Annotated in this window: 14 protein-coding genes; 7 read left to right on the forward strand and 7 right to left on the reverse strand. The window is 67.1% G+C overall.

Annotation, left to right across the window (positions count from 1 at the left end; translation table 11 throughout):
- Positions 1–15 precede the first annotated feature (15 nt).
- The 7 genes from ACPTTF_RS26460 to ACPTTF_RS26490 all read right to left on the reverse strand — a co-directional run bounded on the left by ACPTTF_RS26460 (position 16) and on the right by ACPTTF_RS26490 (position 11275).
- Positions 16–288, reverse strand: a complete 273-nt coding sequence (locus ACPTTF_RS26460; protein WP_166953281.1) for a hypothetical protein — start codon at positions 286–288, stop codon at positions 16–18.
- A gap of 172 nt (positions 289–460) precedes the next feature.
- Positions 461–1525 carry a transglutaminase family protein gene (locus tag ACPTTF_RS26465; protein WP_423368849.1) on the reverse strand — a complete coding sequence of 355 codons (1065 nt, stop codon included), beginning with the start codon at positions 1523–1525 and terminating at the stop codon, positions 461–463.
- Positions 1519–4125: a circularly permuted type 2 ATP-grasp protein gene (locus ACPTTF_RS26470; RefSeq protein ID WP_423369885.1), complete on the reverse strand. Its 2607-nt coding sequence runs from the start codon at positions 4123–4125 to the stop codon at positions 1519–1521. Before ACPTTF_RS26470 ends, ACPTTF_RS26465 begins: the two co-directional genes overlap by 7 nt.
- A 214-nt stretch (positions 4126–4339) precedes the next feature.
- On the reverse strand, positions 4340–7771 hold the full coding sequence (locus ACPTTF_RS26475; protein ID WP_423368850.1) for a DUF2126 domain-containing protein: 3432 nt from the start codon (positions 7769–7771) through the stop codon (positions 4340–4342).
- 96 nt (positions 7772–7867) lie between these two features.
- Entirely contained in the window at positions 7868–8845 is a 978-nt protein-coding gene (locus ACPTTF_RS26480) for a transglutaminase family protein (RefSeq protein WP_423368851.1), read from the reverse strand.
- Positions 8846–8853: 8 nt separating this feature from the next.
- Complete coding sequence (locus ACPTTF_RS26485; RefSeq protein WP_423368852.1) at positions 8854–9795, reverse strand: alpha-E domain-containing protein; 942 nt, start codon at positions 9793–9795, stop codon at positions 8854–8856.
- A gap of 64 nt (positions 9796–9859) precedes the next feature.
- Entirely contained in the window at positions 9860–11275 is a 1416-nt protein-coding gene (locus ACPTTF_RS26490; protein WP_166953286.1) for a circularly permuted type 2 ATP-grasp protein, read from the reverse strand.
- 587 nt (positions 11276–11862) lie between these two features.
- On the opposite strand from ACPTTF_RS26490, the gene ACPTTF_RS26495 reads away from it, so the two are divergent.
- The 7 genes from ACPTTF_RS26495 (at position 11863) to ACPTTF_RS26525 (ending at position 21157) form a co-directional block, all read left to right on the forward strand.
- A complete protein-coding gene (locus ACPTTF_RS26495; protein ID WP_423368853.1) occupies positions 11863–12861 on the forward strand; it encodes a LysR substrate-binding domain-containing protein in 999 nt (332 codons plus the stop codon).
- 719 nt (positions 12862–13580) lie between these two features.
- Complete coding sequence (locus ACPTTF_RS26500) at positions 13581–13991, forward strand: hypothetical protein (RefSeq protein WP_423368854.1); 411 nt, start codon at positions 13581–13583, stop codon at positions 13989–13991.
- A 68-nt stretch (positions 13992–14059) separates the two neighbouring features.
- Positions 14060–14857 carry a hypothetical protein gene (locus ACPTTF_RS26505; protein WP_423368855.1) on the forward strand — a complete coding sequence of 266 codons (798 nt, stop codon included), beginning with the start codon at positions 14060–14062 and terminating at the stop codon, positions 14855–14857.
- 105 nt (positions 14858–14962) lie between these two features.
- Complete coding sequence (pgaA, locus tag ACPTTF_RS26510; RefSeq protein WP_423368856.1) at positions 14963–17320, forward strand: poly-beta-1,6 N-acetyl-D-glucosamine export porin PgaA; 2358 nt, start codon at positions 14963–14965, stop codon at positions 17318–17320.
- Between the two features lie 15 nt (positions 17321–17335).
- Positions 17336–19423, forward strand: coding sequence for a poly-beta-1,6-N-acetyl-D-glucosamine N-deacetylase PgaB (gene pgaB, locus ACPTTF_RS26515; protein ID WP_423368857.1), 2088 nt, complete (start codon positions 17336–17338; stop codon positions 19421–19423).
- The gene (pgaC, locus tag ACPTTF_RS26520) at positions 19420–20691 is read left to right on the forward strand and encodes a poly-beta-1,6-N-acetyl-D-glucosamine synthase (RefSeq protein WP_166953292.1); all 1272 of its coding nucleotides are present in this window, start codon (positions 19420–19422) and stop codon (positions 20689–20691) included. Before pgaB ends, pgaC begins: the two co-directional genes overlap by 4 nt.
- Positions 20669–21157 carry a Biofilm PGA synthesis auxiliary protein PgaD gene (locus tag ACPTTF_RS26525; RefSeq protein WP_423368858.1) on the forward strand — a complete coding sequence of 163 codons (489 nt, stop codon included), beginning with the start codon at positions 20669–20671 and terminating at the stop codon, positions 21155–21157. The genes pgaC and ACPTTF_RS26525 overlap by 23 nt, the downstream gene beginning before the upstream one ends.
- The last annotated feature ends 20 nt before the right edge of the window (positions 21158–21177 follow it).

Below are 21177 nucleotides of genomic sequence, written 5' to 3' on the forward strand. Positions count from 1 at the left end.
CGCCGCATCGCGCGATCAAAGCGCGGCTTCGACGATCGTCCTGCCGCTGATCGCCCGCTCGACGAGTTGCTCATCGCCGACCTTGCGGATCGCGTCGTCGAGCAGCCCCTCCGGCGCTCCGGTCGCCACCTTCAGCAAGCCCGACAGGCCGCGCGCATCGAGCACCACCAGCGTCTCCATCGAATCCGCACGGCTCACGAGCACGCGGCGCCACGCCGGCCCCGCGCCGAAGCTCGCGCAGAGCGCAATCGTCTCGCTGCCGAGCGTGTAGTCGAAGTTCTTGATCATGATCCGCCGCCGTTGCAAGGGAATGGCGATGCGCGACGGTGCGGCGCCGTGACGTCGGCGCACCCGCGCGTGCCGCCGGTTCCCCGGATCGCGCCCGATCCGTTCGCCGGCATGGCCATGCTAGGCGTGGAGTATTAACGAAGACTTAAACGGCGATGCGCGCGGGCATGCGTCACGGCGCGTCGAGCGGCTCCACCGTCACGCCGACCTTCAGCTCCTGATCCGCGCCGCCGCCGCGGATCACTCCGCGCAGCGGCGTCACGTCCGCGTAGTCGCGGCCGATCGACAGCATCACGTAGTCGTCGCCCGGCGCGCGATCGTTGGTCGGATCGAGCTGCAGCCAGCCGTTGTCCTCGGGCCATGCCGGGTCGTACACCTCGACCCAGGCATGCGACGCGTCGGCGCCGATCAGCCGCGGCTGCCCCGGCGGCGGCTGCGTGAGCAGGTAGCCGCTCACGTAACGCGCGGCCAGCCCGAGCGAGCGCAGCGCGCCGATCATCACGTGCGCGAAATCCTGGCAGACGCCCTTGCGCAAGCGCAGCGCATCAAGCGCCGACGTCGTGATGTCGGTGCTGTTCGGCGTATACGCAAAATCGGCATGCACACGCCGCATCAAGTCCCAGGCAGCCTGCACGAGCGGCCGTTGCGGTGTGAAGCTCGCGGCCGCATACGCGGCGAGTTCGGGATCGCACGCGACATGCGGCGACGTGAACACGAATTCGCTCGCCGCATCGTAAGGCTGCCCTGCGCTGAACCGCAAGCGGTCGCGCACGGCTTCCCACGCAGTCGCCTGTTTCGCGTCGGGATTCGCGATGGCGGGCGGCGGCTCGCCGCGCGCACCGCGCGACAACACGGGCGGCGTCACCCGTACCGTGCTGCGGCTGCGCACGAGCAGCGCGTCGTGCGGCTGGTTCAACGCGAACGATGCGCGCACATTGCCGAATGCATCGATCTCGGTACCGACCGATTCCGGCGCGGGATCGATGTCGAGCGCGAACGACAGCACTTGCTGGCGCGGCGTAGCGAGCGGTTGCAGGCGTGCCTGGTGCTGCGCCGATTCGACGCGCGCCGCGTAACGGTATTCGGTGTCGTGCGTGACGCGCAGCAACCGGCCCGGCGCAACGCCGGCCGGCGCGGCCGACGTCGATGCCGGTACCCGTGCCGATGCCGGTGCCGGTACTTTCCGCACATCGCCGGAACCCGATGGCACTTTCGCCACGCCTTTCGTCGTCACCATAACGTCCTGCCCGCCTCGCGCACGTGGCTGAAATAGCGCTCGCCGATCCGGTTCGACAGTTCCCAGACCGCCTTCACCGTCGTGTCGAGTGCATCGAGGAGCTTGTCGTGGCGGCCACCGTCGGCGGTTTCGCACAGCTCGTGCAGCGACCACGCGGGGACGTCGGGAATCGTCTCGGCCAGTTCGGACAGCGCATAACCTTCGCTGCGCTCGACCTTCGTGAGCCGGCCGCGCATCGCCTGCACGACCCAGCCGAGCGAACGCGGATTGTCGGTATCGAGCACGACGAGCGACAGCAGCGGCGCAACATCGAAGCCGCGCTGGAAACGCGAACGGAACGTGATCGTGCTGTCGAACAGTTCCAGCACGAGTTCAAAGCCGTCCTGCCGGTGTACGGCGCCTTCGTCGAACGCGCACTTCAGCACGCTGCACAGGAAGTCCAGCCGGTCGATCTGCCGGCCGATCGACAGCAGCCGCCAGCCGTCGTCGCGCGTCATGTTGTCGGTCTGCGCGCCCGTGATCGCGCCGAGCAGCAGGCCGAGACGCTCCAGCAACTGCAGCGCCTCGTTGCCAATCTGTTCCTCGGCTTCCGGAAGGCCGGCGCTGTCCGCGAACAGTTGCGTTGCGTCGTCGATCAGCCGCCATTGATCGCTCGACAGCCGTTCGCGGATCGCGGCAGCCGCGCCACGCATCCCGAACAGGCACGACGCAATGCCCGACGTGCGATCTGCACCGCGCGTCAGCGACGTCGCGAGCGCATGCTGGAACGCGCGCGGCGCATCGACGGCGTTCGGCGTGTCGGCCTCGATCAGGCCCGTGTCGCGGCACAGCGTGTCGAGCAGCTCCAGATGCGCGGGGCTATCGACGTCGTCCTCGCCGCGCAGCCGTTCGAGCGCCGCGCGTGCGAGCCGCATCAGGTTGGTCGCGCGCTCGGTGTAACGGCCGAGCCAGAACAGGTTCTCGGCAGCACGGCTCGCGATCGCGCGCGGCCGCTCGACGAGGTCGTCGGGGCCGAGATGCGTCTGCAGCAGCGTCGTCGAATCGACAATGCCCTCGGTCATCACCCACGTATCGACGGTGCTGCCGCCGCGCGGCATCGGCGCGTTGAACAGCGTGTCGCGCGTGCCGACCCGTGACAGACCGCCCGGCAGGAGCCGCCAGCGCTGCGCACCGTCGGCGAGCGCGAAGACGCGCAGCAGCACCGGCTTCGGCACGATGCGCGCGCCGCCGTTGCCGTCGGGCGCATCGTGGCGCGGCCAGGTCGGCGCCTGCGACAGCGGCAGGTCGGCCTGCACCGTGTAGTGCTCGGGCCGCGCGAGAATCCGCGCGCGCCACTCGGCCAGCTGCGCCTGCGTGAGCCGCGCACCGATCACCGGCTCGAACGGGCCGCCGGCCTGCACGTCGGGTGGATAGGATGCCTTCACGATGCCGCGCGCGAGCTGCGGCAACGCGTCGTCGCACGCGGCCGCCTCGCCGCACCACCACGAATGCACGGCCGGCAGCGTCAGCGTTTCGCCGAGCAGCCCTTCCGCGAGACGCGGCATGAAGCCGAGCATCGCGGGCGATTCGAGGAAGCCCGAGCCCGGCGCGTTCGCGAGCAGCACGTTGCCCGCGCGCACGGCCTGCAGCAGGCCCGGCACGCCGAGCATCGAATCGGGCCGCAGTTCGAGCGGATCGAGCCACGCGTCGTCGACGCGCCGCAGGATGCCGTGCACCGGTTCGAGCCCGCCCAGCGTTTTCAGGAAGACGCGATTGTCGCGCGCGGTCAGGTCACCGCCTTCGACGAGCGTGAGGCCGAGGTAGCGCGCGAGATACGCATGCTCGAAATACGTCGCGCTGTGCGGCCCCGGCGTCAGCAGCACGATCCGCGAATTCTTGCGGGCCGGGCTGAGCGCCTGCATGCTCTGCAGCAGCGCGCGGTACGCGGACGCGAGCCGCTGCACGCGCAGCCCGCGAAACCCGCGCGGAAAGAGCCGCGACACGATCAGCCGGTTTTCGAGCAGGTAGCCGAGCCCGGCCGCGCCCTGCGTGTGCTGCGCGACGATCCGCCACTGCCCGTCCGGGCCGCGCGCGAGATCGAACGCGACGACGTGCAGCCAGGTATCGCCCGGCACGCGCGCGCCGCGCATCGCGCGCAGGTAGCCCGGGTGCCCGGTGACGAGCGCGGGCGGCAGCAGCCCGCGCTCGAGGATCGTCTGCGGCCCGTACAGGTCGGCCAGCGTCGCGTTGAGCAGCCGTACGCGCTGCAGCACGCCGCGCTCGATCGTGACCCAGTCCTCGGGCGTGACGATCAGCGGCAGCAGGTCGAGCGACCACGGGCCGGCCGCGCCGTCGCCGGCGCGCTGCTCGTGCAACTGGTAGAACAGGCCGTTCTCGCGCATGCGCCGGTGCAGCGCGTCGGCGCGGCGATCGAGGTCGGCCACGCCGTCGCTGCCGATCGATGTGAAGAAACTGCGCCATGCGGGCGCGAGCGCAGGCGCGTTCAGGCCGGCCGCGCTGCCGCGCAGTTCGTCGTAGCGGCCGGCGGCCGCCGGCGCCGCGAGCGCGGCGGCCAGTTCCGCGGCATCCGGCTGCGCGCCGGTATCGAAAAGCGTGGGCATCGCGTCGGGGGCGGCGAGATGGTCGGTTTGAATGGGCGACACGGTATCGTTTCGTCTTCAGGGTGCGGCCGCGCACGCGCGCCGCCACACCGGCGGCGGGCCGCGGCGCGCGGCCGCAATCTGCCCGCATCCTAGCATTCCGGCGGGGCCGCCATCGCCCCATTCGCGAGAAGATCGCGCACCGCGCATCGTCGTCCGTCTCGTCATCGTCCGGTCACGGCCGCCGCAAGTCGAGCGTGAACGGGAATTCGCGGCTCGGCGCGGCAGCCGCAACATCCATCCGCCCGGGCGTATGCCCCATCTCGACGAAGCGTGCGAGCCGGCGGCTCTCGGCTTCGTAGGCATTGACCGGGAACGTCGCGTAGTTTCGGCCGCCCGGATGCGTGACGTGATAGCGGCAGCCGCCGAGCGAGCGCTGCAGCCACGTATCGACGATGTCGAACGTGAGCGGTGCATGCACGCCGATGGTCGGATGCAGCGCGGACGGCGGCGACCACGCCTTGTAGCGCACGCCCGCGACGTATTCGCCGACGGTACCCGTCGGCTGTAGCGGCAACGCGCGGCCGTTGACCGTCACGACGTGCCGGTTGTCGTTCAGCCCCGTCACGCGCACTTCGAGCCGTTCGACCGACGAATCGACGTAACGCACCGTGCCGCCGGGCGAGCCCTCCTCGCCCATCACGTGCCACGGTTCCAGCGCGCCGCGCAGCGACAGCTGCATGCCGTTCACGGCGATCTGGCCGAACAGCGGGAAACGGAATTCGAAGTGCGGCGCGAACCACGCCGAATCGAACGCGAAGCCGGCGTCGCGCAGTTCGGCCAGCACGTCGTCGAAATCCATCTGAAGAAACGCGGGAAGCATGAAGCGGTCGTGCAGCGCGGTGCCCCAGCGCGTGAGCGGCGTCGTGTACGGCGCGGCCCAGAAACGCGCAACCAGCGCGCGCAGCAGCAATTGCTGGACGATGCTCATCCGCGCATGCGGCGGCATCTCGAACGCGCGCAGTTCGAGCAGGCCGAGCCGGCCGGTCGACGAGTCGGGCGAATACAGCTTGTCGATACAGAATTCGCTGCGGTGCGTGTTGCCGGTCACGTCGATCAGCAGGTTGCGCAGCACGCGGTCGACCAGCCACGGCGGCATGCCCTGCCCGAACAGCAGCTTGTTGCGCTGGATCTCGGCGAACGCGATGTCGAGCTCGTAGAGCTGGTCGTTGCGCGCCTCGTCGACGCGCGGCGCCTGGCTCGTCGGCCCGATGAACAGCCCGGAAAACAGGTAGGACAGCGACGGGTGGTTGTGCCAGTACGCGATCAGGCTCGCGAGCAGGTCCGGACGGCGCAGGAACGGGCTGTCGGCCGGCGTCGCGCCGCCGAGCACGAAGTGGTTGCCGCCGCCCGTGCCGACGTGGCGGCCGTCGACCATGAACTTCTCGCTGCACATCCGCGATTGCCACGCGGCGTCGTACAGGAATTCGGTCTGATCGACGAGCTCGTCGAAGCTCCTCGCCGGATGGATATTCACCTCGATCACGCCGGGATCGGGCGTCACCTGCAGCAGCTTCAGCCGCGCGTCGCGCGGCGGCGGATAACCTTCGAGCACGAGCTTCACGCCCAGCGCGTGCGCGGTCAGCTCGATCGCGCCGAGCAGCTCGAGATAATCCTCGAGTGCTGCAAGCGGCGGCATGAACAGGTACAGGATGCCGTTGCGCACTTCGACGCACAGCGCGGTGCGCGTGATCCACGCGGCCGATTCGAAGCGCTCGGGCGGACGCTGCGGATCTTGCGCAGGCGAGGCACCCCGCCCGCTCGCCGTGCCGTCGTTGCGCAACTGCATCACGGTCTGCGCGGCTGCTTCACGATGCACGCCAGACAAGTAGCGCGGCGCGTCGGCCGGGCCCGCGTAGCGCGCGCGGATCGCAGCGGCTTCCGGCAGCGCGGCGCGCGGCGCGAACGGGTCGCGCTCGACGAGATACGGATGGTCGGCGCGGCTGGCCCACGGCAGCGAATCGAGCGGCAGCCGATAGCCCATCGGCGAATCGCCGGGCACGAGGTACATCCGCTCGTCGCGGAAGAACCACGGGCCCGTCTGCCAGCGCGGCCCGTCGAGGCCCGGCCGATCGCGGCCCGGCTCGTCGTCCGTGCGCTTGACCGGCAACACGTAGCCGACCACGCTGTCGAGTTGCTGCTCGAAGATCTTGCGCAGCCGCGCGCGTTCGAGCTCGTCGTCGAGGCGCGAATCGAACGGATCGACGTTGACGGGCAGCCGGCGTTCGCGCCACAGGTAGTACCAGACGTCCTCATAGCCGGGCAGGATGAAGTCGCCGGTCAGGTTCAGCCGCGCGGCCAGCGCGTCGATGAAGCGCTTCGCGTCGTCGGTCGTATACGCGGACGGCTCGCGCTCGTCGGCGAACAGCGACGGATCGTGCCACACGGGCTGGCCGTCCGCGCGCCAGAAGATCGACAGCGCCCAGCGCGGCAGCTGCTCGCCCGGATACCACTTGCCCTGCCCGAAATGCAGGAAGCCGCCGTCGCCGTATTCGGCGCGCAGCCGCTGCACGAGTTCGGTCGCGTAGCCGCGCTTGGTCGGGCCGAGCGCGTCGGTGTTCCACTCGGCGCCGTCGCGATCGTCGATCGACACGAAGGTCGGCTCGCCGCCCTGCGTGAGCCGCACGTCGCCGGCCGCGAGTGCGCCGTCGACCTGCGTGCCGAGCGCCAGCACGGCGTCCCATTGCGATTCCGTATACGGCTTCGTCACGCGCGGCGATTCGTACACGCGCGTCACGGACATCAAGTGCTCGAAAGACACCTCGCACTCGTCGATCAGCCCCTCGACCGGCGCGGCGCTCGTCGGCTGCGGCGTGCAGGCCAGCGGAATGTGGCCCTCGCCGGCGAGCAGGCCCGAAGTCGGATCGAAGCCGATCCAGCCGGCACCCGGCAGGTACACCTCGCACCACGCGTGCAGGTCGGTGAAGTCGACCGACGTGCCGCTCGGGCCGTCGAGCGACTTCACGTCGGGCGTGAGCTGGATCAGGTAGCCCGACACGAAACGCGCGGCGATGCCGAGGTGGCGGCACAGCTGCACGAGCAGCCATGCGCTGTCGCGGCACGAGCCGGACGCCAGCTCGAGTGTCTGCTCGGGCGTCTGCACGCCCGGCTCCATCCGCACGAGGTAGCCGATATCGCGCTGCAATTGCTGGTTCAGCGCGACGAGGAAGTTCACGGTGCCGGCCGGCGTGAGGTCGACACCGTCGAGATACGTGCGGAACAGTTGCGACGCGCTCGTCTGCGGATCGCACGCGAGATACGGCGCGAGCTCGGTCTTCAGCGCGTCGTCATAGCTGAACGGGTATTGCTCCGCGCTCGCCTCCAGGAAGAAGTCGAACGGGTTGTACACCGACATCTCGGCGACGAGATCGATCGTGATCTCGAAGTGCTCGGTGCGCTCCGGAAACACGAGCCGCGCGAGATAGTTCGAATACGGGTCCTGCTGCCAGTTGATGAAGTGCTGCGCGGGCTCGACCGTCATCGAATACGCGAGGATCGGCGTCCGGCAGTGCGGTGCGGGACGCAGCCGCACGACCTGCGGGCCGAGGTTGACGAGCTGGTCGTAGCGATAGCGGGTGGTGTGATGCAGCGCGACGTGGATGGACATGGGAGCTCGGTTCGGGTTGGGCCGGCCGCGCGCCGCGTCGCGCTGGATGCGACACGGCGGCCCGGCCTGGCGGATTCGGCGAAAGCGCGCGTCGGGTCAGACGAGCTCGGGCGTCTGCACGACGCTGATCTCGACGCCCACGGCCGTCGCGCCGAGCCCCGTCACCGGCTGCGCGTCGCGATAGTCGAGGCCGACCGCGATGCGCACGTAGCGCTCGTCCGGGCAGCGATTCATGAACGGATCGAACCCGACCCAGCCGAGCCCTTCGACATAGGCCTCCGCCCACGCATGGCCGGCCGGCTGCTGCATCAGCCCGGCTGCTTGCGGCTGCGCGCCGAGCGCCGGTTGCGGCAGCCCCTGCGACTGCGCGGCATGCGACGCGCCGAGCACCTGCTGCATGCCCTCGCCGCTCTGCAGCGCGAGCACTTCCTCCTCTTCGACGTCGCCCACGCTCTGCTTCGCATCGGCGATGCGCTGCATCGCGCTGTCCGCCAGCACGTAGCCCGAGATATAGCGCGCGGGGATCTTCAGTACGCGCGCGGCCGCGATGAACGCATGCGCATGGTCGCGGCTCGTGCCCTCGCCGCTTTGCAACGCGGTTTCCGCATCGACGGGCGCGTCGGCGGCCAGGTTCGGCGCATACGCGATGCGGTCGTGCACTTCCGTCATCAGCCAGTGAAGCGCGTCGAGGCTGTGCGGCTCGATCGGCAGCGCTTCTGTCAGCGCTCGAATCGTGTCGCCCGCCTTCGTGAGCGCGGTCTCGCGCTCGAAGATCCACGGCGGCGCATAACCTTCAGGATTGCCGAGAATGCCCGCGCGGTCCTGTGTCTCGACGACGCCGGCCGCGACGACGACGATCTCGGCCTTCGCGCCGCGGTCGTGCCGCACGAGGTCGATCCGGTTGCCGAGCCCGTCGGCATAGGACAACGTCGGCTCGACGCCGTCGATCGTGACCTGCCACGCGCGCACCGTCTGCCCGGGGCCCGACTGCGGACGCAGCCGCAGCCGTTGCAGTGCGTGGGTGGCTTGGTCGTCGAACTGATAACGCGAGATGTGTCGGATGGCGAGTCGCATGGCAAGTCTCAGTCGAAGTTGTAGGCCTGGGCGATTTCGAGCCCGAGGCTGTTGTTGCGGCCGATGAAGTCGGTCAGGAACTCGTGCAGGCCGCTCTTGAAGATCCGCTCGACCGAGGTGTCGGACAGCATCTGCAGGATCTTCGCGGCCGTGTCGTGACACGGATGTGTCACGCCGTAATCCTTCGCGAGCAGGTTCAGGCTCGACACCACGCGCCCGTAGCAATAACGCAGCGAACGCGGCATGCGGCCGTTCAGGATCAGGTAGTCGGCGATGTTCATCGGCTTGTACTGCACGTCGTACACCCAGCGGTACGAACGGTGCGCGGCGACGCAACGCAGGATGGTCTCCCACTGGTAGTTGTCGAGGATCGTGCCGACGTGCGACACCGACGGCAGCAGCAGGTGGTATTTCACGTCGATGATCCGCGCGGTGTTGTCCGCGCGCTCGACGAACGCGCCGATCTGCGCGAAATCGAAGATCTCGTTGCGCAGCATCGTGCTGTAGAAGCTGCCGAGGATCAGCGCGGTTTCGCGCTTCACCTGGTCGAGCACGGCCGGCAACTCGCTCTCCGGCACCGGCTGCGCAAGCGCGCGGCGCAGCGAGAGCCACGCGCCGTTCACGCTCTCCCACGCCTCGCGCGTGAGCGCCGTGCGCACCATCCGCGCGTTCGAGCGCGCAGCCTCGATGCACGCCAGCACGCTCGACGGGTTGTCGCGGTCGCGCAGCAGGTAGTCGGTCACGGTATCGGCCGCATACGCATCGTATTTCTGCCGGTAGCCTTCATCCGTGCCCGAGCTGACGAGCACCGACGACCATTCGGCCGGCGCGTCGGACGTGCGCGTGAGCGCCATCCGCAGCCCGGCATCGACGATGCGCGCGATGTTCTCCGCGCGCTCGATATAGCGGTACATCCAGTAGAGACCGCTTGCAGTACGTCCCAGAAGCATCTCGTGTCCACTCCGTCTTCGTTCGGTTGGCGCGCCGGCTCCGGCGCGCGCGGTCGCGTCCGGCTCAGTCGGCCAGCACCCAGGTGTCCTTGGTGCCGCCGCCCTGGCTCGAGTTGACGACGAGCGATCCCTCCTTCAGCGCGACGCGCGTGAGCCCGCCCGGCGTGATGCGGATCCGGTCCGACACCAGCACGAACGGCCGCAGGTCGACGTGTCGCGGCGCAAGGCCGGCTTCGGTCAGGATCGGCGTCGTGGACAGCGCGAGCGTCGGCTGCGCGATGTAGTTCGCGGGGCGCGCGCGCAGCTTCGCGGCAAACGCCTCGAGCTCGGCCTTCGACGCGCACGGCCCGACCAGCATCCCGTAGCCGCCCGAGCCATGCACTTCCTTCACGACCAGTTCGTCGAGATGGTCGAGCACGTACTTCAGGCTGTCGGCCTCGCCGCAGCGCCAGGTCGGCACGTTCTCCAGCAGCGCCTTGCGGCCCGTGTAGAACTCGACGATCTCCGGCATGTACGAGTAGATCGCCTTGTCGTCGGCGATGCCCGTGCCGGGCGCATTCGCGATCGTGATGTTGCCCGCACGGTAGACGTCCATGATCCCCGCGACGCCGAGCACCGAATCGGGGCGGAACGTGAGCGGATCGAGGAACGCGTCGTCGACGCGGCGGTACAGCACGTCGATCGGCTGGAAGCCTTCGGTCGTGCGCATCGCAACACGGCCGTCGATCACCTGCAGGTCGCTGCCCTCGACGAGGTGCACGCCCATCTGGTCGGCGAGGAACGAATGTTCGTAGTACGCGGAATTGTGGATGCCGGGCGTGAGCACGGCGACGGTCGGGTTGTCGGCGTTGCCGCCCGGCGGGCACACGGCCGCGAGCGACTGGCGCAGCATCTGCGGATAGGTCTCGACCGGGCGCACCTTCACCTGCTGGAACAGCTCCGGGAAGAGCTGCATCATCGTCTCGCGGTTTTCCAGCATGTACGACACGCCGGACGGCGTGCGCGCGTTGTCCTCCAGCACGTAGAACTCGTTCTCGCCGGTGCGCACGATATCGACGCCGATGATGTGCGTGTAAACGTTTCCGGGCGGCCGGAAGTCGATCATCTCCGGGATGAACGCCTCGTTGTGCGCGATCAGGTGCTTCGGCACGATGCCCGCGCGCACGATTTCCTGGCGATGGTAGATGTCGTCGAGAAAGGCATTGAGCGCCATCACGCGCTGCTCGATGCCGAGCGACAGCCGGCTCCATTCCGAACCCGAGATGATGCGCGGGACGATGTCGAACGGAATCAGCCGCTCGGCGGCCTCCGCGTCGCCGTAGACGGCGAACGTGATGCCCGTCTTGCGGAACACGCCTTCCGCGTCGTGGGCTTTCTGGGCGAGGCTCGCGGGATTCTGCGTGTCGAGCCATTGCTTCAGGCGCGCGTAAGGCGCCCTTACCATGTCGCCGGATTTCAGCATTTCATCGAATGGCTTCATCGATCTTTTCTCCATCGATCGTTTTCCCCGGCATTGCGCATGCCGGACCGGCGTAACGACTGCGTTGCAAGGAACGTGCCTTGTGTGCCCCCCATTTTTGCGCCGCGCCGGGCAAGCCCGCGCGGCGAGCCGCACCATCGCGGTGCAGCGCGCGACGCCATTCGCCCCATCGATGCGCCGAGATCGCGCACGGCCGATGTTGCGCCGCGTCTAACGAACATAGTTCTCCCGCGTGTCATGAATACGCAATCTGCACTGCACAAAAAAGCGGCCCGCCTGGAGCGCCGGACCACCGGAGCGGAAGAAGGAAAAGGCGGGCCGGCACGCGCACGGCGCAACCGGCCCTGGGGGAAGTACCGTCTGCGGCCGCGCCGGCAGTTCGACGCGATGAACTGACCGGTTAGCCGGGTCCGGCACCTCAAACCTATGCAGCCGTAATCCCGCCGACAACGCCCATGCATATTTCGACTGACACCCATCGAAAAAAAACATCGGGCCGACGCGCGCGAGGCGCGGTACGCTAGAACGTTCGTGCAGCGACGCGGCGCCGCCCTTCTGGCCCCCGACTATAAAAAGCGAAGATCGAAATGGAAGCAAAGTGGCTGGAAGATTTCCTGAGCCTTGCGGATACCAAGAGTTTTTCCCGGGCCGCACGTCACCGGCACCTCACGCAGTCGGCATTCAGCAGACGAATTGCCGCACTCGAAACCTGGATGGACGCGAAGCTGGTCGACCGCAGCATCAACCCGATCACGCTGACGCCGGCCGGCCAGATGTTCCGCGGGCTCGCCGCGGATATCCTGCGCAGCATGTATGCGGCGCGCAATCTCGTGAACGGCTACGACCAGTTCGCGGCCAGCGATCAGGTCGTGCGCTTCGCGGTCGCCCATACGCTCGTGTTCACGCTGTTTCCCGAATGGCTCAAGCAGCTCAACGGCGAGGTCGGTCACGTGACCGCGCGCGTGAACGCGGTGAACGTGCCGGAAGGCGTGCAGCAGCTCGTCGAAGGTGAGTGCGACCTGCTGCTCGGCTATCACCATCCGCAGTTGCCGATCGTGCTCGACCCGAACCACTTCCCGTTCGTCAGCCTCGGCGTCGAACGGATCCTGCCCGTGTCGACGCCCGACGCGCGCGGCAAGCCCGTATTCCAGCTGCCGGGCACACCCGATGCCCCGCTGCCGCTGCTCGCGTATTCGTCGGGCGCATTCCTCGGCAACATCGTCGAGATGCTGCTGCTGAATGCAACCGAGCCGTATGTGCTGCACCGGTGCTTCGAGACGCACATGTCCGAGGCATTGAAGGGTATGGTCGTGGCCGGGCACGGGATCGGCTGGCTGCCGGAAAGCTGTGTCGCGAAGGAACTCGCGGAAGGCACGCTCGTGTGCGCAGGCTCCGGCGACTGGATCACCGAGCTCGAGATCCGCCTGTATCGGTCGGCCCGCAAGCGCGGGCTCGCGGCCGAGCAACTGTGGACGTACATCATGAACCGGCCCCGCACAGCGGCCGACGGTGCCGTCGGCGCGGCCGAACCGGCGTCCGCGCCGGCGATACGCATCGCGCGGCGCAGCGCGGGCGGCAGCCGCTGAACTTCGCGTTCGCGCCGTGTCGTGTCCGTCGACGACGCGAACGCGAGTAGGGTTTGCGGCAATCCGGTGCGCGCGTGCATTCGCGTCGCTTCTCCTCTCCGCGAACGCGCCCCCCCTCTCTCCGGTAGCAAGCGGTGATCCCGCCGCAGCGTGAAAAATACCGCGCCAGACCCGTAATCGTTATCAAGGGATTCGCAAACGTTTGCATTTTCGGGGACGTTTTTTACACCCGAAACGATGCACCAATATATTCCGTCTGATTATCATGAAAGAAATACCTTGTTACAGAACAAATTAAAAGTTTCGATTTACCTGTAACAATCTAAAATACCAAAAACGTCGAGCCCTCATTTCATCCCGTTCGACCTGTATTCGTAACGACATCGATTTGCGTCAAACACAGCCGCAAAAATTCCTTTTATCAGTCGTTATTTTTCGGCACGAATGTCGATACGTCCGACGTGATTCAATGCGTGCGGAATCATCGCTACCGAATAGCAATGTTCATATTCGGCAATATCGACTTTCTTCAGCGTTGAGCGCGTCATACGAATCCGTCGTTATCCTATTTAAATAGGATTTTTCACCGCCGTCCCATTCGGGCCACACGCGGTTGTTGGTTCAAAATCCATCGTGTATCAATAGCGTGTCGCAAAAAGAACGCTGGCAAATTTGACTCGGAATAAATGCTCGTCATTGATTCCGGACGGGAGGTTGCAATGTCTTCCTCGTTTCGACAGCATGCCCGCCCTTTCCTGAGCACCGTCCTCTCCGTGCTCTGCATGAACGCAATGGCCCAGACGCCCGCGTCGGGCCCGGGCGACGGACGCTACGTGATCTCGTATATCTGCGGCGACGCACGGATCGACGGTACGGCGCCGCTGCCCCCCGACGGACGGCCGTACAACCTGGGCGTGTCGTTTGCGTCGGCCCGCACCGGGCGGCCGCTTGCCAATGTGCAGGTGCGCTTGCGGCGCCATGGCCGCGTGCTCGTCGAATTCAACGCGTCCGGGTCGCGCTGCCTGTTCAGCGTGCCCGACGCAAGTTACCGGGTCGAAGGGACGTACCAGGGGGCGACCCAGTTCGCGATCGTGGAGACGGGTGCACTCACCACGCAGCTGCGATGGTAAGTACCGCCCGACCCCGCCCCGATCACGTCAATCACCGCAGCGCATCGAATCGAATCGAGGAGCATGGAATGACTCCTGCAGAACGACAGAACCGCTCGCCCGCCCCCCAGCCGAAACCCTCCTGGGGCCCGGGAAAGAATGCAGCACTCAGCTTCGTCGCGTTTGCCACGATCTTCGGCGTCTTCGCGTATTCCGAGCGGGACACGACGGTCGGCCATGTGAGCGTGACGCACGACCTCTCCGGCGCGATCGGAACCGCGGTGGGGAAGTATCACAAGACGATCGCGACCATGGCCTCCCGCGCGGCCGGCTCGTCCGGAACATCCGTCGCGCCGGGGCCGACGTCGACACGCGCGCAGGCCGCCCCGCCCGCGCCGCCGCTGCAGGTGGCGTCGGCTTCGGCTGCACCCGAGGTATCCACCGTGCCGCCCGTCACGCTCGCGGTCGAACCGGAAGCCGCGTGGCAGCCCGCCCCTCGCGCCGTCGCGAACCACCGGCGGTCGACGCATGCGCCGCCCGTGACACTCGCGGCCGGTATGCATGCGGTAACGGGCTACGGCCGCACCGCCACGCGGCACGGTTCCATGCATCGCACGCCGCATACCGACACGCTGGCAGGCACGAGCAAGCGCCTGGACTTCGCGCCAAAGCCCCGGCCGTATGGCAGCGACACCGCGCGCATGCAGACGGCAAGCGTCACGCACGCGGAACTGGAAAGCGCGCGTGCGCTGGCGAAGGCGCGCTCGTGCGCAGTGATCGACGAATGGAACTGTGTGGAGCACAACGCGAGTCGGGCGCTCGCGATCGACCCGAACAACAGCGAATCGCGTGCCTTGCTCGGCCAGGCGATCCGCAACCGGCTGTGAGCCGGGGCCGCATCGCCGGGCACTCGCGGCCCGGCCGCGCGGCGCGCGACGACGTGCGTCGCCTTGCCCGCAACCGATGTGATCGTTTCGAAAGGAGGACACCTCGTGGCCAACAATCATCAACAACCCTGCACGACCGTCGCTCCGTCCAACCGGCGGATCCTCCTGCATGCGCCACTGGTGTTGCTGCTCGTCGCGTCCGGCCCCTGCTTCTCCGCCGAAGGCGAGACTGACACGGGCCGCATCGGCGAAATCGCCGGATCCACCGGCACACCGGATCCGAAGCCGCCCGACGTGTCGGCGGCGGGTACGCTCGTGCCGGGTACGCTCGTGCCGGGTGCGCGCGCGCCGGATGCGCAAACGCTGCTCGCGCAGGCGTCGAGTGCACAGATGCCCGACTCGCAAACGCCCGTTGCTCCGCCGCCTGGCCCGCAAACACCTGGGGCAGCAACATCGACCCCGTCGACACCGGGCATGCCGCTCCCGAATGCGCAGGCACCCGGCGCCCAGCCGCCAGCCGCCCAGGTACCCGAAGCAGAAGCGCCGAACGCGCAGATGCCCGACCTCCGTACCGCCGATCCGGCCACGGTCCGCAATGACGTGTTCGGTCTCGCGTCGAGCGGGGGCGCAATCAAGGCGCTGGAAGAAGCGAAAGCGCGCCCCGACGTCTTTTCCGCGGTCGATCTCGCGCGGCTCGAGGAACTGTCGATTCGCCAGCAGGTGCGCGGCGGACGCGACAAGTCGCGCGCGATGACGAGCGCCGACCGCTTCGACGGGATCGACAGCGCGCTCGCCGCCGCGAACGATCTCGACAAGCGGATGCCCCCCACGCCCGAGTATTCGCCGGTCCGGACGGCGCTCGCCGGCGACCGGACGATTGCACTGGCGGCACGCGGCGAGATGAAGCAGGCTGTCGCGACGTTCGAGACGATTCCGCCCGACGCGGAGATCTCGATCGACGCACTGGCGGCCGTCGGCGACGCGTACCTGTATCTGAGCGAGCCGGGCAAGGCCAACGCGGTGTACCAGCGCGCGCTGAAGCAGGCGAGCGCGCCGCAGACCGACGTCGCGACGCGCGGCTTCCAGTACGGCGCACGCACACGCCCGATCGAATTGCGCGAGGGGCTGTTCTGGTCGTACGTCGACCAGGGGCGCGCGGCCGATGCGAGCCGGGTGCTCGAGGACATCGGCAAATCGCTGCCGCCGGCAAAGGACGTGCGCGCGTGGGGGCCGGAAAACGACGACTACCTGCGCTACTACCGGCTGCGCGCGCAATACCTGATCTACACGGGCCGGGTCGACGAAGGGATCGCCGCGCTGGAAAAGCTCGAGAAGGAAGTGCCGTTCAACGCGGAAGTCCGCGCCGCGCATGCCGACGCCGTATCGGGCCAGTCGCACCCGCGCCAGGCGATCGCGATGTATCGCGCTTCGCTGACCGATCACCCGGACAGCGTCGAAATGCTCGCGGGGCTGGGCCGCGCAGCGCTGACGGCCGACGACTACACGACCGCGAAGAACGTCGACCAGACCGTCGACAACACGTTCCCCGACAGCGGCGCCGTGCGCGCGTTCAAGCGCGACTATGACGCATACCGCAGCCCCGTGTTCACGACCGACCTGAGCTACGAGCACGGCAACAGCGCACTGGCCGACAACAGCTTTACATCGGACAGCTATGTGTATTCGCAACCGTTCGGCGACAACTGGCGCGTGTTTTCCCACACGTTCTTCGGCTATGCGCAAACCGACAGCGGCAACATCAGCCGAACGCGCACGGGCATCGGCGGCGACTACCGGCACGGGCCGCTGACGGTCCAGGGCGAGGTGACGCGCTCGCTCGGCACCGACGGGCGCACCGGCGGCCGCGGCTCCGTCACGTACAACCTCAACGACTACTGGTCGGTGTCCGGCGCACTCGACTCCAACGACAACACGTTGCCGTGGAAGGCTTATGTCGCGCACATCTGGGGCCGTTCCGCGAACGTGGAGGTCGTGTATCGCCAGAGCGACCGCCGCGAAGTCAAGTTGAGCTACGGCGTGAGCCGCTACAGCGATTCGAACCTGCACCAGGAGATTTCCGCGACGGGCACGCAGCGCGTGTACACGTCCGCGAACCAGCTCGTCAACGTGTCGCTGGACCTCGGCACCGACAGCAACACGCGGCAGGACGCCCCCTACTTCAACCCGGGCCGCGACTATGCGGCCGCGGCGACTGTCATGCACCAGCTGACGTTGTGGAAGAAGGGCGACATGTCGCTGCAGCAGCGCCTGTCGGCGTCCGGCGGCGTATACAACGAGCGCGGCTTCGGCACGAGCCCGCTGTGGACCGCGCGCCTCGAGCACGCGTGGACGTTCAAGCACGACATCACGCTGACCTACGGCGTCGAAGTCAGCAGTCATGCATACGACGGCCAGCGCGAACGTTCCGAAACCGGCTTCCTGTCGGTCAACCTGCCGTTCTAGCAAGGAGATCGGACAATGCAATCCAGACGGACCTTCATGTGCGGATGCCTCGGTACGTTTGCGGCCTGCTCGTTGTTCCCCGGCGTGGCAAACGCCAAGATGATCGACCTGCTGCCGCCGTCCGATCCGGTCGACGGCAAGACGTTCCGCGTGATCTGCATGCACGACGTGCGCGACAACCTGCTCGCGACGTTCTCGTCGTCGACGATGGTCGATCCGTACGCGGTCGATACCGGCACGCTGACGGCCATCTTCTCGTGGCTGCAGACCAACAACTATCACACCGTGACGGTCAAGCAGATCGAGGCGTCACGACACGGCGGCAAGCCGCTGCCGCCGCGCGCGGTACTGCTCACGTTCGACGACGGTTACAGCAGCCACTACACGAAAGTCCTGCCGCTGCTCGAGCGCTTCAAGTATCCGGCCGTGATGGGCATCGTCACCGCCTGGATCGACGCGCCGCAGGATGCGCCGATCAAGATCAGCGACAAGATCCAGATGCCGCGCGACTACTTCATGACGTGGGACCAGGTGAAGAAGGTCGGGCAGTCGGAATTCGTCGAGCTCGGGTGCCACACGCACAACCTTCATCACGGCGCGGTCGCGAATCCGCAGGGCAACGAACTGCCGGCCACCACGTCGCACCTGTACCTCGAAAACGAGAAGCGCTATGAAACCGATGCGGAATTCGAAGCCCGCGTTCATGACGACCTGCAGACATGCGTACGGCAGATTCGCGAACGCACCGGCATCGTCGCACGCTCGATGGTCTGGCCGTACGGCGCGGAAAACCAGCCGGTGCGCAAGATCTCGACGTCGCTCGGCATGGACATCCAGTTCAGCCTCGATGCCGGCCCGAATACGCCGGACGTGCCGCTCGACCGGTTGCGGCGGATCCTGATGATGTACGACGTCGACATCGGCGGGTTCGAGCGGTCGATGCGCGAGCCGGCCACCAACCGCGGCGACGTCGACGTTCCCGAGCGCGTCGTGCAAGTCGATCTCGACCAGGTCTACGATCCCGATCCGGCACGGCAGGAAGCCAATCTCGGCAAGCTCATCGAGCGTATCTACCGGATGCAGCCGAAATCGGTGTACCTGCAGGCGTTCGCCGATCCGAAGGGCACCGGTGTCGCGGAGTCGCTGTATTTCCCGAACCGGCACCTGCCGATGCGCGGCGACCTGTTCTCGCGCGCCGCCTGGCAGCTCAACACACGCTCGAACGTGCAGGTGTACGCATGGATGCCGGTGCTCGCGTTCCGTCCGCAGGCGGACAAGCATCGCGGCCTCGAGGCCGTCAGCGCATACAGCGGTGCGCCGGCGCGCGAGAACGGCTCGCGCGTGTACCGCCTGAGCCCGTTCGACCCCGAAGCGCGGCTGTTCATCGAGCAGATCTACGAGGATCTCGGCAAGTACGCGTCGTTCAGCGGCATCCTGTTCAGCGACGACGCCGTGCTCGACGATTACGAAGACGCCGGCCGGCACGCGCTGAGCATGTATGCCCAATGGGGACTGCCGGCCGACATCGGCAAGATCCGCGCGACACCCGACCTGATGCAGCGCTGGACGCGGCAGAAGACCCGTTACCTGATCGACCTGACGCGCCAGCTCGAACAGATCGTGCTCGCGAACCAGAACGCGGGCGACGTGCTGACCGCGCGCAATATCTTCGCGCTGCCGGTGCTGAAGCCGGAATCCGAAGCGTGGTTCGCGCAGAACTACGACGACTTCCTCGCCACCTACGACTACGTCGCGCTGATGGCGATGCCGTACATGGAACAGGCGCCGGATCCCGAGCGCTGGATGGACCAGCTCGTCGACGCCGTGCGCGCGAAACAGCGCGGCTTCGCGCGCACGGTGTTCGAACTGCAGTCGTACGACTGGCACGCGCACAAGGACATCGGCGGCACCGCGCTGCTCGCGCAGATGCGGCGGCTGCGAAGCAAGGGGGCGGTGAACTTCGGCTACTACCCGGACAACTTCCTGAACAACCAGCCGGATCTCGACACGATGCGCGACGTGATGTCGCTGAAGTCGCGCCTCGATCCGACGTCGATCAACGCACTGATGCAACAGCATGCGCAGGGGACGAAGACGCCATGACAACCCACAGCATCATCCAGCGCCTGCAGGATTTCGTCTTCTACTACCCGTTCTTCATGTCGTACCTGTGGATGATCGGCGGCGTCGTGCACTACTTCCTGCTCGAGGAAGGCCGCGAGCTGTCCACCCGGACGATCGCGTCGAGCGGCATCCCGAAGATCTCGATCGTCGTGCCCTGCTTCAACGAAGCCGCGAACGCGCGCAGCGTGATCGGCCACCTGAACGGGATGCAGTATCCGAACTACGACATCATCGCGGTCAACGACGGCAGCCAGGATCGCACCGGCGAGATCCTCAACGCGCTGGCCGTCGAGATCCCGCGGCTGCTCGTGATCCATCACGCGCGCAACGAAGGCAAGGCGGTCGGGCTCACAACCGCGGCAGCCGTGTCGAACGCGGAATACCTGCTGTGCATCGACGGCGATTCGCTGCTCGCGCACGATGCGATCGGCTGGATGCTCGAGCACTTCCTGACCGACCCGGGCGTCGGCGCCGTGACCGGCAACCCGCGCATCCGCACGCGCACGTCGCTGCTCGGCCGCATGCAGGTGGGCGAATTCTCGTCGATCGTCGGGCTGATCAAGCGCACGCAGCAGGTGTACGGCCGCATCTTCACGGTGTCGGGTGTCGTCACGATGTTCCGCAAGACCGCGCTCGCCGACGTCGGCTACTGGAGCGCGGACATGCTGACCGAGGACATCGACATCAGCTGGAAGCTGCAATGCCGCGATTGGCGCGTCGTGTACGAGCCGCACGCGCTAAGCTGGATCCTGATGCCCGAGACGCTGAAAGGCCTCTACCGGCAGCGGCTGCGCTGGTCGAAAGGCGGCATCCAGGTGCTGATGAAATATGCGGGCACGCTCGCGCGGCCGACGCAGATGATGATGTGGCCGCTGTTCGTCGAATACCTGATCGGCATCGCGTGGGCCTATTCGATGTCGTTCATTCTGCTGCTCGCGCTGGTGGACGTCGTCTATCCGCTGCCACTGAGCTGGCACGTATCGGTCGTGCCGCACTGGCACGGGATGCTGCTGGTTGCGACCTGCATCCTGCAACTGATCGTCGGCAGCATGATCGATCGCCAGTATGACGAAAAACTCCTGATGTATTTCCTGGACACCATCTGGTACCCCGTTGCTTTCTGGCTGATCAGCATGATCACCACCGTCGTCGCCCTGCCGGCCGTCGTGCTGCGGGGCCGCGGCAAGCGGGCCGTATGGGTCAGCCCCGACCGAGGCATTCAACATGAAGAACGCGCCGATTATTGACCTCTCCCTGCGCACCCCGCGCGAAATGATCGCCGAACGCGGCCGCTTTGCCGGGCTCGCGCTGGTGATCTGGTTCCGCCTCGTACGGCCCGCGCTGGTGGGCGCCGTATGGGCATCGATCTGCATCTATACGTATCGCTACCTGCTGCCGTTCAACCCGGCCGAGATGCCGATCGAACAGATGGTGTTCTACGCGACCAGCATCGCGATCATCGCGGGCACCATCGTCACGTGGCTGATCGCCGGGCGCGTCGTGCATCCGCTGGCGTTCCGGCTGCGCGTGTCGAAGATGCTGCGGCGTTCGGCCAGCGCGAAGGTGCGCGCGGTGCCGCCGACCGTGCTGGCCAGCGCCCGCCGGCGCGGCGCGCGGCGCACGACGCGCATTCTCGTCGCGTCGCACGACGCGAACGGCTCGATTTCAGGCATCGAATGGGTCTCCCACGCGGGGCCGCCGCCCCGCGAGTAGGTCAGCGGAACCACGCCGCC

Source organism: Burkholderia crassaminum (assembly GCF_964265005.1).
Lineage (GTDB): Bacteria > Pseudomonadota > Gammaproteobacteria > Burkholderiales > Burkholderiaceae > Burkholderia.

Bases quoted from the DNA above. Each gene is read 5' to 3' on its own strand.
- ACPTTF_RS26460 (WP_166953281.1), bottom strand. From the start codon at position 288: ATGATCAAGAACTTCGACTACACGCTCGGCAGCGAGACGATTGCGCTC.
- ACPTTF_RS26465 (WP_423368849.1), bottom strand. From the start codon at position 1,525: ATGGTGACGACGAAAGGCGTGGCGAAAGTGCCATCGGGTTCCGGCGAT.
- ACPTTF_RS26470 (WP_423369885.1), bottom strand. From the start codon at position 4,125: ATGCCCACGCTTTTCGATACCGGCGCGCAGCCGGATGCCGCGGAACTG.
- ACPTTF_RS26475 (WP_423368850.1), bottom strand. From the start codon at position 7,771: ATGTCCATCCACGTCGCGCTGCATCACACCACCCGCTATCGCTACGAC.
- ACPTTF_RS26480 (WP_423368851.1), bottom strand. From the start codon at position 8,845: ATGCGACTCGCCATCCGACACATCTCGCGTTATCAGTTCGACGACCAA.
- ACPTTF_RS26485 (WP_423368852.1), bottom strand. From the start codon at position 9,795: ATGCTTCTGGGACGTACTGCAAGCGGTCTCTACTGGATGTACCGCTAT.
- ACPTTF_RS26490 (WP_166953286.1), bottom strand. From the start codon at position 11,275: ATGAAGCCATTCGATGAAATGCTGAAATCCGGCGACATGGTAAGGGCG.
- ACPTTF_RS26495 (WP_423368853.1), top strand. From the start codon at position 11,863: ATGGAAGCAAAGTGGCTGGAAGATTTCCTGAGCCTTGCGGATACCAAG.
- ACPTTF_RS26500 (WP_423368854.1), top strand. From the start codon at position 13,581: ATGTCTTCCTCGTTTCGACAGCATGCCCGCCCTTTCCTGAGCACCGTC.
- ACPTTF_RS26505 (WP_423368855.1), top strand. From the start codon at position 14,060: ATGACTCCTGCAGAACGACAGAACCGCTCGCCCGCCCCCCAGCCGAAA.
- pgaB (WP_423368857.1), top strand. From the start codon at position 17,336: ATGCAATCCAGACGGACCTTCATGTGCGGATGCCTCGGTACGTTTGCG.
- pgaC (WP_166953292.1), top strand. From the start codon at position 19,420: ATGACAACCCACAGCATCATCCAGCGCCTGCAGGATTTCGTCTTCTAC.
- ACPTTF_RS26525 (WP_423368858.1), top strand. From the start codon at position 20,669: ATGAAGAACGCGCCGATTATTGACCTCTCCCTGCGCACCCCGCGCGAA.